At 71.7% G+C, this 15,677-nt stretch carries 12 protein-coding genes and 1 pseudogene; 11 read left to right on the forward strand and 2 right to left on the reverse strand.

Annotated elements, in window-relative coordinates; all coding sequences use genetic code 11:
- The first annotated feature begins 85 nt into the window (after positions 1–85).
- Genes O3597_RS23755 through O3597_RS23800 form a run of 10 tightly spaced genes read left to right on the forward strand, consistent with a single transcriptional unit; the run spans position 86 to position 7,562 of the window.
- Entirely contained in the window at positions 86–748 is a 663-nt protein-coding gene (locus O3597_RS23755; RefSeq protein WP_281602442.1) for an SAF domain-containing protein, read from the forward strand.
- A 2-nt stretch (positions 749–750) separates the two neighbouring features.
- Positions 751–1,551, forward strand: a complete 801-nt coding sequence (locus O3597_RS23760) for a ParA family protein (protein WP_281602443.1) — start codon at positions 751–753, stop codon at positions 1,549–1,551.
- Positions 1,541–3,070 (forward strand): CpaF/VirB11 family protein, encoded by a 1,530-nt coding sequence (locus O3597_RS23765; protein ID WP_164446795.1) that lies wholly within the window; start codon positions 1,541–1,543, stop codon positions 3,068–3,070. Before O3597_RS23760 ends, O3597_RS23765 begins: the two co-directional genes overlap by 11 nt.
- 4 nt (positions 3,071–3,074) lie before the next feature.
- A complete protein-coding gene (locus O3597_RS23770; protein ID WP_164446609.1) occupies positions 3,075–3,977 on the forward strand; it encodes a type II secretion system F family protein in 903 nt (300 codons plus the stop codon).
- Entirely contained in the window at positions 3,974–4,837 is an 864-nt protein-coding gene (locus O3597_RS23775) for a type II secretion system F family protein (protein WP_164446610.1), read from the forward strand. Before O3597_RS23770 ends, O3597_RS23775 begins: the two co-directional genes overlap by 4 nt.
- Positions 4,838–4,863: 26 nt before the next feature.
- On the forward strand, positions 4,864–5,067 hold the full coding sequence (locus O3597_RS23780) for a hypothetical protein (protein ID WP_164446611.1): 204 nt from the start codon (positions 4,864–4,866) through the stop codon (positions 5,065–5,067).
- Positions 5,068–5,070: 3 nt separating this feature from the next.
- On the forward strand, positions 5,071–5,514 hold the full coding sequence (locus O3597_RS23785) for a TadE family protein (RefSeq protein WP_164446612.1): 444 nt from the start codon (positions 5,071–5,073) through the stop codon (positions 5,512–5,514).
- Positions 5,499–5,963: a pilus assembly protein gene (locus O3597_RS23790; protein WP_281602444.1), complete on the forward strand. Its 465-nt coding sequence runs from the start codon at positions 5,499–5,501 to the stop codon at positions 5,961–5,963. Before O3597_RS23785 ends, O3597_RS23790 begins: the two co-directional genes overlap by 16 nt.
- Complete coding sequence (locus tag O3597_RS23795) at positions 5,960–6,385, forward strand: pilus assembly protein TadG-related protein (RefSeq protein WP_281602445.1); 426 nt, start codon at positions 5,960–5,962, stop codon at positions 6,383–6,385. Before O3597_RS23790 ends, O3597_RS23795 begins: the two co-directional genes overlap by 4 nt.
- Before the next feature lie 16 nt (positions 6,386–6,401).
- Entirely contained in the window at positions 6,402–7,562 is a 1,161-nt protein-coding gene (locus O3597_RS23800; protein ID WP_281602446.1) for a LysM domain-containing protein, read from the forward strand.
- A 111-nt stretch (positions 7,563–7,673) separates the two neighbouring features.
- Here the strand turns inward: O3597_RS23800 and O3597_RS23805 are convergent, their stop codons facing one another.
- Entirely contained in the window at positions 7,674–8,525 is an 852-nt protein-coding gene (locus O3597_RS23805) for a Rieske (2Fe-2S) protein (protein WP_164446615.1), read from the reverse strand.
- A gap of 86 nt (positions 8,526–8,611) precedes the next feature.
- Here O3597_RS23805 and O3597_RS23810 point away from each other — a divergent pair, with 86 nt between their 5' ends.
- Positions 8,612–9,376: a crotonase/enoyl-CoA hydratase family protein gene (locus O3597_RS23810; RefSeq protein ID WP_281602447.1), complete on the forward strand. Its 765-nt coding sequence runs from the start codon at positions 8,612–8,614 to the stop codon at positions 9,374–9,376.
- Positions 9,377–9,481: 105 nt separating this feature from the next.
- Here the strand turns inward: O3597_RS23810 and O3597_RS28615 are convergent.
- Positions 9,482–15,557: pseudogene (locus O3597_RS28615) on the reverse strand (discoidin domain-containing protein).
- Positions 15,558–15,677 lie beyond the last annotated feature (120 nt).

Raw genomic sequence — 15,677 nt, forward strand, 5'->3', positions numbered from 1 at the left:
TCGCGAACGAAAGGTCTGACCCGGTGAGCGCGAGGAGTGAGCCGATCCTGCGAGCCCCGCAGTCGCGAACGGAAGGTTGGTACCAGTGAGCGTGGCGACCCGCAACGGAACCTCGCCCGTGGACGCGCCGATCGCCCCGCCCCGGGTGGTCCGCCAACGCCGGGTCCGGCCCGGCCTGCTCGGCCTCGCCGTCCTGCTGATCGCCCTCGGCGGACTGGGTTCGGCGTTCGCGGTGACCTCGGTCCGGGCGACCGGCAGCTACCTGGCGGTGGCCCGGGCGGTCGAGGTGGGCGACGTGGTACGCGCCGACGACCTGGTGTCGGTGCAGGTGGCCGGCGGTCAGGGACTCGAACCGGTGCCCGCCGCCCGGCTCGCCGACGTGATCGGGATGCGGGCCGCCGTTTCGTTGGCCCCGGGCACCCTGCTGACGATGGCGCAGCTCACCGACGACCCGCTGCTCGGTCCCGGGCAGCAGCAGCTCGCGCTCGGGCTGCGCGCGGCCCAGGTGCCGGCGCCGAAGCTGCGCCCCGGTGACCAGATTCTGCTGGTCAGCACGCCGAGCAACGACAGCGGCGGAGGCTCGTCGTCCGGTGCCACCCGGTTCACCGCGACCGTCACCGACGCCGTCTCCACCGATGGACGGGACGAGGTCGTCGTCTACCTGGCGCTCGCCGTCCGGGACGTACCGGCCGTGGTGGCACTGGCCGCCCAGGATCGGATCGCGGTCGTGCTGACCAAGGCGGCCTGAGCATGGCGATCATCGCGCTGGTCTCGGCGAAGGGTTCGCCGGGGGTCACCACCACCGCGCTGGCCTGCGCGTTGAGCTGGCACCGGCGGCTGATCCTCGCCGAGTGCGACCCGGCCGGCGGATCCGTCCTCGCCGGCTACCTCGGTGGCGCGCTCGACGGGCCACGCGGCATCGGTGAGCTGGCTGTCGGAGAGCTGCGGGACGGCAGCCTGGAGAGCTCGTTCTGGTCACAGCTGGTCGACCTGGACGCGCCGCGCCGGGAACGGCTCCTGTTGCCGGGAGTGATCGACCCGGCCCAGGCCGGCAGCGTCACTCCGCTCTGGCAGCGGTTCGCGGACTTCTTCACCGGCCTGGAACGCGGCGACCCACCGTACGACGTGATCGTCGACTGCGGACGGCTGCACGTGCTCGGCCCACCCTGGCCGCTGCTGCGCGCCGCCTCGGTGGTGCTCGTGGTGTCCCGGGCGCAGCTGCCCGACCTGTCCGGTACCCGGGCCATGCTCCGGGCGATCGAGCGGGACTTCGTCGAGCACCGGGTGCCGTCGGGCACCCTGCGCCTGCTGCTGGTCGGCGGCGGCCACGGTCGGAGCGAGGTCAGCAAGGCCCTTCAGCTGCCGGTGATCGCCCGACTGCCGCACGACCCGCGTACCGCCGAGGTGTTGAGCCTGGGTGGGACGGTGCGGGCGAACCGGCCGCTGCTGCGGGCGGCCCGCGAGCTGGAGGTGCCGATCGGCGCGCTGCTGGAGCGGCGGCGGGCCCGCCTGGCATGGCCCGTGTCCCAGGGGGTGCCCGATGCGTTTTGAGCCGGTCTCGTCCGACCCGCGCCGGCAACCGCCGGGCGCCACCTCCACCGTCCCGCCGCTGGCCCCGGTCAACGGTTGGCACCAGCCACCGAACGGGTCGGTGCCCGTCGCGGCGCCGCCGGCGGCGCCACCCCGGCCCCGGGTCGACTTCCAGGTGGTGCGCGAGCTGCGCCGTCAGCTCAGCGAGCGGCTCACCCGGTGGCAGCGTGGCCGCGAGTTCAGCGTCGCCGAGGAGGACACCGAGCGCGCCCGGCTCGCGGTCGAGCTGGTCGCCGAGTACGCCGACGCGGTGCGCCGCGCCGGCACACCGATGGCCGCCGGCGAGGAACGGCTGCTGCTCGACCAGGTGACCGCCGAGCTGGCCGGTCTCGGTCGACTCCAGACCCTGCTTGTCGACGACACCATCGAGGAGGTGCACATCCTCGGCTGCGACCAGGTGCGCATCACCCGGCACGGCGGTGGGGTCGACTGGGCCGACCCCATCGCCGACAGCGACGACGAGCTGGTGGAGATCCTTCAGGCAGCGGCCCGCCGAGCCGGCGCGACGGAACGGTCCCTGTCCACCTCGAAACCCACCCTGGACCTGCAACTGCCCGACGGCAGCCGACTGGCCGCGGTGTTCCTGGTCAGCCACCGCCCGTACGCGGTGATCCGCAAGCACAACACCCTCGACGTGACCCTTGACGACCTGGCCGGTGGCCGGGGCGACCTGGACGAGATGATCGACCCGCTGCTGCGCGACTTCCTCCGGGCGTCGATGCGAGCCGGGCTGAACATCATGGTCGCCGGGCTGGCCGGTGCCGGTAAGACCACCGTGATCCGGGCGATGATGAGCGAAATCCCGCCGGACGAGCCGTACGTGCTGCTGGAGGAGAGCCGGGAACTGCTACCGGCCCGGCGCGGCGACCGGCACCGGGCGGTGATGAGCTTCGAGGCCCGGGAGGGGCACGGCGAACGCGGACCGGACGGTCGACCGGCCGGCGAGGTGAGCATCGCCGACCTGATCCCGGTCTCGCTGCGGATGGGCGTGCTACGGATCATCGTCGGTGAGGTGCGGTCCCGGGAGATCGTGCCGATGCTCCAGGCGATGACCACCAGCCGAGGGTCGATGTGCACGATCCACGCGCGTACCCCGGCCGGGGTGAGCGAACGGATCATCGAGCTGGCGCTCGCCCACGGCCGGGAGATGACCGTCGACCAGGCCCGCCGGATGGCCGGCAACGCGCTCGACCTGATCGTCTACGTCACCGTCGACGACGAGACCGGCATCGGCGGGCGCAAGCACCGCTTCGTCTCGCACGTCGAGGAGGTGCTCGGCGTCGGCGAGAGCAGCCGGATCACCACCACGCAGGTCTTCGGCCCCGGTCCCGACGGCCGGGCGGTCCCCCGGCACCTGCCCGAACGCGTCCGGGACCAGCTCCTGCGGGTGGGCTACGACGCCCGGTTGCTGAGCCGCTGGATCGAGGCCGGCCAGGGTGCCTGGCGCCGGCCCCGGCAGACCCGGCTCGGGCGGCGGTGAGCCGGTGCGTACCAACATCGAGCTGATCGCCCTGGTCTCCGGCGCGGCCTGCGTGGCCGGCCTGGTGCTGGCGGTGGTGGCGCTCGTCGGCACCCGCCGGCCGCCCGGCCGGGCACCCGGCGCAGGGCCGGGGCTCGGGCGGCTCTGGCGCGGCTCCGGCAGCACCGCCCGCGAACAGCGGGCACACCAGGCACTGCTGGTCGGCGCGGTGGTCGCCGGTGCGCTGGCCTTCCTGCTGACCGGCCTGCCCGTGGTGGGCCTGCTGGTGGCGGTGGCGGTGCCGGGTGCACCGTGGCTGTTCTCGGTCGGGCGGGCCGAGCAGCGGGCCATCGCCCGCATCGAGGCGGTCGGCGAGTGGACCCGCCGGCTCAAGGACGTCTCCGCCACCGGACAGGGGCTCCAGCAGGCGATCATCGGCACCGTCACCACCGCCCCCGAGGAGATCCAGGAGGAGGTACGCCTGCTCGCCGCCCGGCTCCAGGCCGGTTGGCTGGCCCGCTCCGCCCTGCTGGCCTTCGCCGACGAGATCGGCGATCCGGTCTGCGACCAGGTGGTCGCGGCGTTGATCCTGCACCTCACCGACCGGGGTGAGCGGCTCGGCGACGTGCTCGGTTCGATCGCCTCGGCCGCCGCGGCGGAGGTCGCGACCCGCCGGGAGATCGAGGCCAAGCGCACCCAGCCCCGGTTCGCGGTTCGCTTCCTCACCGGCATGACGCTGGCCACCATCGCGTACGGGCTGCTCAACCGCGAGTACGTGCAGCCGTACGACACCCCGTTCGGGCAGCTGGTGATGGCGGTGCTCGGCGCGGCCTTCGTGGCGCTGCTGGCCTGGGTGCGCTCGATGAGCCAGCCACCCCGACCGGCCCGTTTCCTGCCGGCCCCGGATCCGAGCGAGGTGGTGGCGTGAACCTGCATCTCACCCTCGCGGTGGTGGCCGGCGCCACGCTCGGGTTGGGCGTGTTCCTGGTGGTCCGTGAGCTGGTCCCGGCGACTCCCGCGCTCGGCCCGGCACTGCGCCGGCTGCACCAACCGCCGGGAAGCGCCCGCACCGGGCCCGCCAACCGGCGGCTGGACTGGCTCACCGGGTTGGCCCGTTGGCTGCGACCCCCACACCGGCAACTGGCGCTGCTCGACCGCACCCCCGAGCAGTACGCCCTCTCCCTGCTGTTGTCCGCCCTGATCGGACTCTCCGCTCCGGCGCTGCTCAGCGTCACCCTCTTCACCGTCGGCGTCTCGCTGCCGCTGGCCGTACCGGTCCTGGGCAGCCTCGGCCTGGCGCTGCTCTGCGCCCTTGTGGCGCACCGGTCGGTGCTGACCAAGGCGGACGCCGCGCGGGACGAGTTCCGTCAGGCGGTCTGCACCTACCTCGACCTGGTCGCGTTGCAGTTGTCCGCGGCGCACGGTCCGGTGCAGTCGCTGGAGCGAGCCGCCGCGATCTGCGAGGGCTGGGTCTTCGACCGGATCTCCGAGGCGCTGCGGATAGCGCAGATGCAGATGCACTCGCCCTGGGACGAGCTACGCGATCTCGCCGATCGGATCGGCATCCCCGAGCTGGGCGATGTCGGCGCGATCATGCGCTCCTCCGGCAGTGAGGGTGCGCAGGTGCACGAGACCCTGCGCAGCCGGGCCGACTCGTTACGCGACCAGATCCGCACCGACAACCTGGCCCGGGCCGAGGGGGTGACCAGCCGGCTCGACATACCCGGCGCGCTGCTGGTCTTCGTTCTGCTCGGCTTCGCCATCTACCCGTTCCTGGCCCGTCTCTAGGCCCGACCCCCAGTGAAGGAGCCCCGATGTCCGTAATCACCTACCTGCACGTCGCGCTACGGGCGCGGCTGGCCGAACTGCGCGGCGACCGTGGCGACAGCCCGGTGCCGACCGCCGTCATCATCTTCGGCCTGGTGGCCGTGGCGATGGCGGTGACCGCCGCCGCCCTCGGCGCGGCAAACGACTGGATGGACAACATCCCGACCCACCAGGCCCCGTCGGACACCTGATCGATGTTCCGTCGCCTCTCCGTCGGCTGGTGCCGGGTGGTCGCCGCCACCCGGCACCGACTGCTGTCCGGGGACGCCGAGCGGGGCGGCAATCCGGTCGAGCTGGCGGTGGCCCTGCCGGCGATCCTGGTGATGCTGTTCGCCTCGATCCAGGTAGCCGTCGTCTTCGTCGCCCGGTCGACCGCGCTCAACGCCGCGCAGAGCGGAGTCAACGCGGAGCGGCTCTTCGACGCCCCGGCCGGTGCCGGCGAGGAGCGTGCGGCCGAGTTCCTCCAGGCCGCCGGGGACTGGCTGGTCGACTGGGACGACCCGGGACCGAGCTGCGCCGCCACGGACACCGACGTGACCTGCACGGTGAGCGGCAAGGCCCTGTCGGTGGTGCCGGGCGTCGACTTCGCCGTCGAGCAGACGGCACACGGGACGGTGGAGCGATGGACCGAGCCATGAGCCGGGGTTCCGTCTCGATCGAGGTGGCGGTGCTGGCACCGGCCTTCGTGGCGATGATGGTGCTCGGCGGGGTCGCCGGGCGTACCGCGGTGGCCAGCGCGGCGCTGGAGGCCGCCGCGCACGACGCGGCCCGGGCGGCGTCGATCTCCCGGGACGCCACCACCGCCCGGCGGGAGGCACGCGAGGCCGCCCGCCGCCAGCTCGACTGGCGGGGAGTGTCCTGCTCCGGGGCCCCGCAGGTGACCCTCCGCGGCTCGGTCGACGGACGGTCCACCACCTTCAACCGGGTCTTCACCAGCCAGGTCGGGCAGAACGCCACCGTCACCGTCGAGATCGCCTGCACCGTCTCCTACGCCGACATGAACCTGCCGGCGCTGACGATGCCGGACGGACAGCGGATCACCGCCTCGTTCACCTCGCCGCTGGACCGCTACCGGAGCCGGGGATGACGGCCGGGCACGGCGACGCCGGTCGGGTGAGCATCTTCCTCGCCGTGGCCCTGATCGGGGTGCTGGCCATCATCGGCATGGCGTTCGACGGCGCCGGTCAGCTCCGCACGCTGCAACGCGCCGAGAACCTGGCCGCCGAGGCGGCCCGCGCGGGCGGCCAGGCCATCGACCGGGCCACCGCCATCGAGGGCGGGCCCAAGCGGATCAACCGGCGCGAGGCCCGCCGCGCCGTCCGGAACTACCTCACCACCGCCGGCGCCAGCGACCACACCGTGACCTTCCCGGTGGTCGACGGCGAAACCCTGATCCGGGTACGCGTCGAGGTCACCTACGACCGGGCGGCGCTCGGCCTGTTCGGCTTCTCCAACACCGTCACCGTTTCCGGTGAGGCGACCGCACGGGCGCTGACCGGGGCCTCCTAGGAAAGGGAAGGTAGCCATGGCCGCATCAGGTGGCACCGCCGTACGGCGGGTCGGTCGGATGCTCACCGGCTTCGGTGCGCTTGTCGTGCTGATCGGTCTGCTGGTCGGCGGACCGATCGCGCTGCTGGCCTTCGCCGGCAACCCGCTCCCCGATCACGTACCCACGCTCGCGGAGATCGGCACCACGCTGACCAGCCGCGACGACGGTCAACTCTTCCTGCGGGCGCTGGCGATCATGGGCTGGTTCGGCTGGGCCACCTTCGCCCTGTCGGTGCTCGTGGAGCTGGGCGCACAGGCGCTGGACCGGCCCGCGCCCCGGCTGCCCGGCATGGGCCGGCAGCAGCGGGCCGCCGCCGCGCTCGTCGGTTCGGTCGCGCTGATCCTCGCCGCCAGCCCCGCCGCCACGGCCGCCACCACGGCTTACGGCACGACGGCGTACGCCGGTGGAGCCGCTTCCGTCACCGCATTCACGCCTTCTCCCTCGATGGCGGCTCAGCCGGCGACAGGCGCGCGAGCGGACAGTGCCGGCGCCTCGACCGGAGCGCCCGTTTACCGGGTCGCCAAGGGTGACTACCTGGGTGGAGTCGCCGACCGGTACCTCGACGACTTCGACGACTACCACCGGTTGGCCGCACTGAACAAGCTGCGGAACCCGGACCGGATCCGCCCCGGCCAGCTCATCAAGCTGCCCGAGGAGGCACACGATCAGGGTTCCCGGCAACATGCCACCGGCCGGCTGGTCGCACCGAAACCCCGGCCCGTTCCCGGGCCGGAACGGACCGAGCAGACCCGCCCGACGCCGACCAACCCAGGCGACGCGGTGGAGCGGCCCGGCGAGGCGGTGGAGTCGCCCGGCGCCCCGACCGAGCGACCAGGGTCCGCCACGACAGCGCCGGCCGGTCCGGAGGGACAACAGCCGGAACCGCCGCGGAGCGAGACGCCGGAGGGTCACTCGCCGGTGGTGACGGTGGGCGCGTCCCGGGCCGGCGAGCCCGACCGGGTGAACCGTCCACTCGCCGTGTCCGCCGTGCTGGCTGTGGCCAGCATCGTCGGCGCGCAGATCGGTGCGGTGCTCGGCCTGCGCCGCCGACCGGCCGTCTCCCGCGCCGGCACCCGCCACCAGCCGCCGGCCAGTCCTCTTCGCGAGCTGCCCGTCGGCCGACACCGCAAGGACTGACGCCCCACGGGTCGGGACCTACGCCTTCGTGATGCGTGGCAGTCGAAGGAGCCGACACGCCGGCCACGGACTCCCGCTACTGCCACAGATCCAGCAAGTCGGAAACCCGGGTCAGGGCAGCCGGGCCTCCAGGCGGCCGTCGACGATCCGGGTCGGCAGCACCTGCTGGTCGTTCGCGGAAGGGCCGTGCACCACCTCGCCGCCGTTGAGTCGGAAGGTGCTGCCGTGCCACGGGCACACCACGCACGCGTGCCCGTCGACCTCGCGTACCTCGCCCTCGCCGAGCGGCCCGCTCTGATGCGGGCAACGCTCCAGCATGACGGTCACGTCGTCACCGTGGCGGTAGAGAATCACCGACACGTCGTCGACCTTGCGGGTGACGAGTTCCCGCTGCGGCAGGCTGGTCATCTCCGCCACCGGGTGCCAGCCCTCGCTGATCAGGTGCAGGTCGGAGACGCTCACGTTCACCTGAGCACCCTGCTTGTACGCCAGGTGCCCGCCGAGGTACGCACCGGCACCGGCGGCGCTGAGTCCGAGCCAGCCGAGGGTGCGCCCGAGGCCGTGCCGACCGGACAGCCGCGCGGCCAGCGAGGCACCGTACAGCGCCAGCCCGACGGAGTTCGACGCGGCGTGCACCAGGCCGACCCGACGCTGGTCACGGGAGAGTCCCGCCCAGTCGTTGAGGCCGGCCACCGCCGCCGGCAGGGCGCCGATCGTGCCGACCGCGGTCATGGTGGTCGCCGCCCTACGCTGGCCGGGCATCAGGTCCAGCACCGCCGCGCTGATCCACGCGCCGACCGGCAGCTGCACCATCGCCGGGTGCAGCGGGTGCCCCAGCCAGACGCCGTGCAACAGGTCACGGACCCGCTGTGGGCGCAGCACACCCTGCACCGTCTGCTGCAACCGGTCACCGAACCGGTCCAGGCCGGAAGCTTGCTCAATTCTCGTCAACAACGCTCGCACGGGTAACGACTTCCCGTCGTACGCCACCGCAAACCGGTCGTCGGGGACGAATAGCCAGCCGGGCGACGCCGGGGCATGCTGACGGGATGACGGTACGGGTGGAACGGGACGGGCCGGTGACCACGGTGATCCTGGACCGGCCGGCGGCCCGCAACGCGGTGGACGGGCCGACCGCCCGGGCGCTCGCCGACGCGTTCCGGGCCTTCGACGCGGATCCGACGGCGGCGGTGGCGGTGCTCTGGGGAGCCGGAGGCACGTTCTGTGCGGGCGCCGACCTGAAGGCGATCGGTACGCCGCGCGGCAACCGGGTCGAGCCGGACGGCGACGGTCCGATGGGTCCGACCCGGATGGTCCTGGGCAAGCCGGTGATCGCCGCGATCTCGGGGTACGCGGTGGCCGGTGGCCTGGAACTGGCGCTCTGGTGCGATCTACGGATCGCCGAGTCGGACGCCGTGCTCGGGGTCTTCTGTCGCCGGTGGGGAGTGCCGCTGATCGACGGCGGAACGGTCCGGCTGCCCCGGCTGATCGGCGAGAGCCGGGCCATGGACCTGATCCTCACCGGGCGGGCGGTGCCGGCCGCGGAGGCGTACGCGATGGGGCTGGTCAACCGCCTGGTCGACCCGGGCGAGTCCCGGGCGGCGGCCGAGCGACTGGCCGCCGAGATCGCCCGCCATCCACAGACCTGCCTGCGCAACGACCGCGCCTCGGTGCTGGCCACCGCCGCCCAGCCGGAGCCGGACGCCCTGGCCACCGAGCTGGCCTACGGCCTGCGATCCCTGGCCACCGACGCGGCGGCTGGCGCCGCCCGCTTCACCGCCGGCGCCGGCCGCCACGGCAACCCCACCCCCTGACCACCATCCCCACCGACGATCATGCAGTTGTGGCGCCCGAAGAACCGTGTTCACGGCCTTTGTCAGGTGCCACAACCGCATGATCGGCACGGCAAGGGGGTGGGGTCAGTTGCGGGTGATGGTGAAGGTGGGGGTGGTGTTGCGGATGTCCTGATGGTTGTTGTTCAGGCGGAGGTTGGTGAAGGTGACGGAGCCGACGGCGGGGCCTTGGCCCGGCTCGGGCATCTCGTTGGCCCAGATGGCGAAGCCGGACTTGGCGTCGAAGGCGTCACCGCTGCGTTGTGCGCCGCTGATCGACACGTTGCTGAAGACCGTGTCGGTGATCGGATTCTCCGGCTGGCCGCCGGTGTACTTGGTCTGGAACATGATTCCTGAGTACGTCGGGTCGACGATGTCCACGTCGCTGACGCGGATGCCACGGAACTCCTTCGACGCGGAGAACACCCAGATCGCCGGGAAGGTCTGCGCGCCCCAGAAGTGGCCACCCGACCGGATCAACGAGATGTTCTCGAAGCGGGTGGGTGGGCTGGCCCCGAATCCGATGAACGGGTAGCCGAAGTCCAGCGAGCTGATCGTGATGCCCGAGTACGTCAATTGATCGGCGATGTAGAGGTTGCGGAAGACGTTGTCGTAACCGCCGTACACCGCGATCCCGGCAGCCCGCCAGGTCAACGTCGCGGTCAGGTTCTCGAACACATTGCCGTGGTTGCCGGTGGAGGCACCCTGGTCGGTGGCGGAGAAGAGCGCGAAGGCGTCGTCGCCGTTGGACCGGCCCTCCGAGTTGCTGACCAGGTTGTTGGTGCTGCCGTTGGTCAGGTTCACCGCGTCGGCGAAGGTGTTGCGGAACCGGCTGTTGGTGATCTTCAACCCGCTGACGCTCACCCCCCAGTACGCGCAGACGGTGTGCTCGACCCAGACGTTGTCCAGGTTGAGGTTGTCGACATCCTTCAGCTCACCCCAGACCTTGCCCGGCCCGTCCTGCCGCACGGTGTAGTTGCCGAAGAAGGCGGGGTGTTCGAAGGACGACCCGCTGGCGCTGGGCTCGACCCGGAACCCCGCGTCGGTGTTCTGCTGCGACGGGGGCGTCTGGAACCGGGTGAACCACATGCCCGCGCCGACCACCTTCACCGCTTTGCCGTACACCTGGAACTTCTGGGCCGTCTCGTAGCTACCGGCGGGCAGGTAGACGCCGATCAGGTTGCCGGTGGTGTCCATCCGGACCGCGTCGAGCGCACTCTGCACGTCGGCGTGACTGAACCCGTTCGGCACCCGGTATCGCGCCGGGTCCGGGTTCGCCCGGGGCGTCACCTGCTCCAGGTTGATGAAGTCGATGGCGTACGTGGTGGAGTTCGCCGGATCCTTCTGCAAGCGGATCCGGCTGCCCGCCGGGATTGTCGAGTTCAGCAGCACGTTCGCCTCGTCGTAAATGTGCCGGGGCGGCCCGGCGCTCGGCGAGTCGCTCGGGCTGGCCTCCGCGCCGTACAGCCAGATGTGCTTCGAGGTGAGGCTGATCGGCTTGTGCAGTACGCCGTTGACGTAAATGTTCAATGTCGAGTTGATCCCGCCGCCGTTCGGAGCATCGGGCATGGAGAAGCGGGTGACCAGGGCGTTGGCCGACGCCTTGGTGGTCCACTCGACGTACGCGCCGGTGGTGTTCAGGGTGACCGCCCGGCGTCCGGACGCCTCACCGGCCAGGTCGCCGATGGTCCGGTTCGGCCCGACGATCTGCGCCCCGCCGCCGACCGAGCCCTCCTCGGCCTCGTACATGTCGTACGGCAGGTTGGCGCCGCGACCCACGAACAGCGGTCGCTCGCTTGTGTTGTTGGCCCGCTTCACCGGCAACTCGTTGGCGTCGGCGGCGATCACCACCCGGACGGTGTGCCGCCCGTTGGCGGCCGTCCAGTTGCCCAGGTTCACCGGACCGGCCGTGGCGCCGGCCCCGATGGTGCCGGTGTACGAGCCGGTGAGGGTACGCACAACCGTGCCGGCGTCGTTGAGCACGGTGAGCGTGAGGCCGTGCGCACCGCCCGCCGACGCGATGGTGCCCTGGTTGCGCAGGGTCACCGCGAAGCTGACGTTGGCACCCGCGCTCGGTGTGCCAGGTGACCAGGTGACCGCCGAGGCGACCAGGTCGGCGCTGGCCACCGGGCTGACCACCAGCGGGCCCGCCGCGGTCCGGACGTTGTTCGACTCGTCCTGCTCGATCACGGTGTTCGCCGGGTCGACAGTGGCGCTTGGCTGGTAGCTGCCAGCGGTGCGGGCCGCCACGGTGGTGGACACGGTGGTCGCGGCCCCCGCCGCCAGGGCGCCGACGTTCGCCTGGCCCATCTTCGTACCGTCCAACGCGAAGTCGACGGTGCTCGCGCCGGAACCCGCCGTGCCAGCGTTGCGGACGGTGGCGGTGAGGGTCAGCTGGTCCGTCTCCACAGGTGCGGCCGGGACGAAGGTCAGACTGGTGACGGTGAGGTCCGGGTTCGGGGCCGGCGTGCCGATCACCTGCAACTCGGCGACCTGTCCGTTGGGCGCGCCGGAGTTGGCGGTGAACTGGAGCCGGACGTCGGCGGCGGTCGCCGAGACCGGGATGGTCACCGTGTTGCTGTTCGACGGGCTGAACGAGTGGCTCGCCGAGCCGGCCAGCGTGCTGAACCCGGGGGCGGACTGCGCCCGCCCCAGGATCGAGAAGGTCTGGGCGCGGGGGCCCCAGGCCGGGTCGGGGTTGAGCTTCACCACGACCGCGCTGATGCTCGCGTTGGCGCCGAGCGCCACGGTCAGGGTGCTCGGGTACGCCCCTGGCGCACCCTCCCAGTAGGTGGTGACGTCGTCGTCGACTGCGTTGGCGGCGGCGAAGACGTGCACCATCGAGGAGGCCGTGACCGGCTTGCCGACGGCGAGGTTGGTGCCGCCGGGCATGCTGCCGGTACGGGTGACCGTGTTGCTGTTGGCCGAGACGTTGTCGGCGGCGTCACGGGCCCGTACGAGGTACGACACCGTCGCGCTCGCCGGCTGCGTGTCCGTGTACGTCAGGGTCGTACCCGACACGCTGGCCCGCAACGACCCGTTGGCGTACACGTCGTACCGGGTCACGCCGACGTTGTCGGTCGACGCCGACCAGGTCAACCGGATCTGTCCGTTGCCCGGCTCGGTGAACGCCAGGTTCGTCGGCGCGGTCGGTGCCTGGGTGTCGCCGGTGGCCGGACCGTACACCTCCAGCTCGGAGAGCTGCCCGGCGGGCCAGCCGGTGTTCGCGGTGATCAGCAGCCGGACGTGGCGGGTGGCGGCCGGGGCGACGGTTACGGTCACCGTGTTGTTGCCCGCCGGGCTGAAGGTGTACCCGGCGGAGCCGACCAGGGTGTTGAACGTCGATCCGTTGGTGCTGCCCTGCACGGTCAGCGTCTGGGTGCGCGCTCCCCAACCGGCGGGCAGCTTGAGCACCAGCCGGTCGACGGTGATCGTGGCACCGAGGTCGACCTGGATCCACTGTGGGAAGGCGTTGTTCGGGCTCTCCCAGTAGCTGCTCTGGTTACCGTCATTGGCGTTGGTGACCACGTAGACGTCGTTGTGACCGCTGGCGGACATGCTCCGGCCGGCGGCCAGGTTGGGGCCGCTGGCTGCGGCGGCGGGCGGTGCGGGGGCGGCGGTGAGGGCGAGGCCGACCGCGACGAACACGGCGGTCAACCGGGTGCGGAGTCTGGACATGGGGAATCGACACCTTCTTCCGGGACGTGGAGAGGCGTTGCGGGGTGGTGCTTCTGGTGCGGCGTCGCCGGGCCCCGCCGAAGCGGAGCCCGGCGACGGGTCAGGTGGAGTGGACCTCGAACTCGGCGACCTGGGCCGCCGGCCAGCCGGTGTTGGCGGTGACGTGCAGTCGAAGGAACCGACGTTCCCCGACGGGCAGGTTGATCGACACGGTGTTGCCGGTGGTCGGGTCGAAGGTGCGGCCCGCCGTGCCGGCGAGGGTGGTCCAGGAGTTGCCGTCGGTGGAGCCGAGCACCGACAGCGTCTGGGTACGGGTCTGCCAGGCCGGCGCTGGCGGTAGCTTCAGCACCACCCGACCCACCTGCCGGGCGCTACCCAGGTCCACGGTGAGGGTCTGCGGGAACGCGTGGTTGGCGCTTTCCCAGTAGCTGCCGGGCTCACCGTCCACCGCGTTGCCGGCCAGGTAGTTCTGCGTGTGGCTGGAGGCGACGACCGGCCGGCCCAGGGCCAGGTTCCCGACGGCCGGCGGGGGCGTGGTCGGTGGCGGGGTGCTGGGCGGCGGCGAGGTGGGCGGTGGGCTGGTCGGGCCGCTGCCCCACTGCGGCTCCGGCCACGGACCGCAGTACGGCGTCGAGGTGTACCAGCCGGAGTTGCCGGCACCCTGGGTGATCTGGAAGCCGCTGCCCACGCAGTTGTGCACCGGGTTGGCCTGTGCGATGCCGGTGGCCCGGACATCGGTGAAGGAAACCTGACTCGGTGCCTGCACCTGGAGGGCGTAGGTGCCGGCGCCGTCGATGCGTACGTTGGTGAAACTGATCCCGCTGGTCGCCCCCTCGATCCAGTGCAGGGCCGCGTAGGAGCTGTCCAGGATGTCGGTGTCGCTGACCATGATCGACGCGTCGCGGATCGGTTCGTTCAGCGCGGAGAACCAGATCGCGCCGACACCGAAGCGCCAGTTGTAGTCGGAGTTGCCGTTACGGATCAGCGTGTTGCGGGCGACGGTGATTGTGCCGGCGACCGCGGTCGGGCCGTGCACGCCGGTGTAGCGGTTGGCCACGTGGATGCCACCGCCGTTGGTGACCGAGTCGGCGGTCACGTTGTCGGTGATCCGGATGTCCCGCCCGCCGTAGGTGACCAGGTGATTGGCGAGGATGGTCACGCCGATGGTGTTCCGGGTGAACGAGTTGCCGACGTTGGGCACGGTGTCCGCCCACATGGCGAGGGCGTCGTCGCCGGTGTTGCGGACGAAGGTGTTCGTCACCGTGGAGTTGGTGACTCCCCAGTGGAAGTTCACCCCGTCGGCGGTCTGGTCGAGGATCCGGCTGTTGCGGATGGTGAAGTTGTCCATCGGGCCGTCCATCCAGGCACCGACCTTGGTGTGCTGCATCCAGACGTTGTCCACCACGGAGTCGGACATCGCTCCGCCGATGGCGTTGACCTGGTCGGAGTCGACCCGTTCCCGGACGTCGCCGATGATCGCGAAATCCCGCAGCAGCACGTTGCGGCTGGGGCCGCCGGCCTCGTGCGGGCGGATCTCGCCCCGGTAGCCGCCACCGGTGACGTACCTGCCGTAGATGCCGGCGGCCCGCTTGCGGTCGGTGGGGTGCCGGCCGCCGAGCACGGAGTACCAGGGGCCGGCCCCGCGCAGGGTCACCCCGTCGACCACCACGTGGTCCCAGAGGGTGAAGCTGCCCGGCGGGATCCACACCGTACGGCTTTGCGCCCGGCCGGCGTCCACGGCGGCCTGGAAGCGGGCGGTGGAGTCGGTGGCACCGGTCGGGTCGGCACCGAAGTCGGTGACCACGTCGAGGACGTTGGCCGGCTTGGTGATCGGTGCGGCGACCAGCTCGAAGTCGGCCAGGTCGATGGTGAAGGTCGGCGACTGGGCGGTCGACGCCACCTGGAGCCGGATCTTCGTGCCCGTCGGGTAGGTGGTGCCGAACAGGGCTCGGGCTTCGTCGTAGAAGTGGTGCGGGTTGATGTCGCCCGGGTTGTTGTTGAACGGGTAGCCGCCGTAGTACCAGCCGTACTTCGAGGTGACCGGCACCGCTTTGACCAACGTGCCGTTCGCCCGTAGGTCGATGGTGGCGTCGCGGCCGGTGCCGGCGGCGTTGTCCGGGATGCTGTAGCGGAAGGTGACCGCGTTCGCCGGGGCGGTGAGGGTGAATTCGACGTACTCCCCGACCGCGTCGAGGGTGACCGCCTCACGGCCGCTCGCCTCTGATGGCAGCGTGCCGTAGCGCCGGTCCGGACCGATTCTGGTGCCGCTGTGTGTCGCGTTCTCCGCCTCGTGCTCGATGAACGGTACCGTCGCACCCCGGCCGGCGATGTCGAACGGGGAGAGCCCGGCGGCGCGGGCCGGGGTCGCGGTGGTGGTGAGTGTGATCACCGAGATCGAGGCGGCGGCCAGTGTGGTGCCGGTGAGCAGGGCAAGCGTCGCACTGATCCGGTTTCTGGGCTGGTGCGGGACGGTGTGGTCGGCCATGAGCAGCGCTCCCTTTCTCAGGTGGCCAGGTCCCCCGTGGTGGTGGCGGAACGGCGGTGCGGGTACCTCCTCGTTGGCGCGGGCTGGTGGTTCGGTCGGTGGTGCGCTGGCGCGGCGGGA

Source organism: Verrucosispora sp. WMMA2044 (assembly GCF_027497155.1).
GTDB lineage: Bacteria > Actinomycetota > Actinomycetes > Mycobacteriales > Micromonosporaceae > Micromonospora > Micromonospora palythoicola.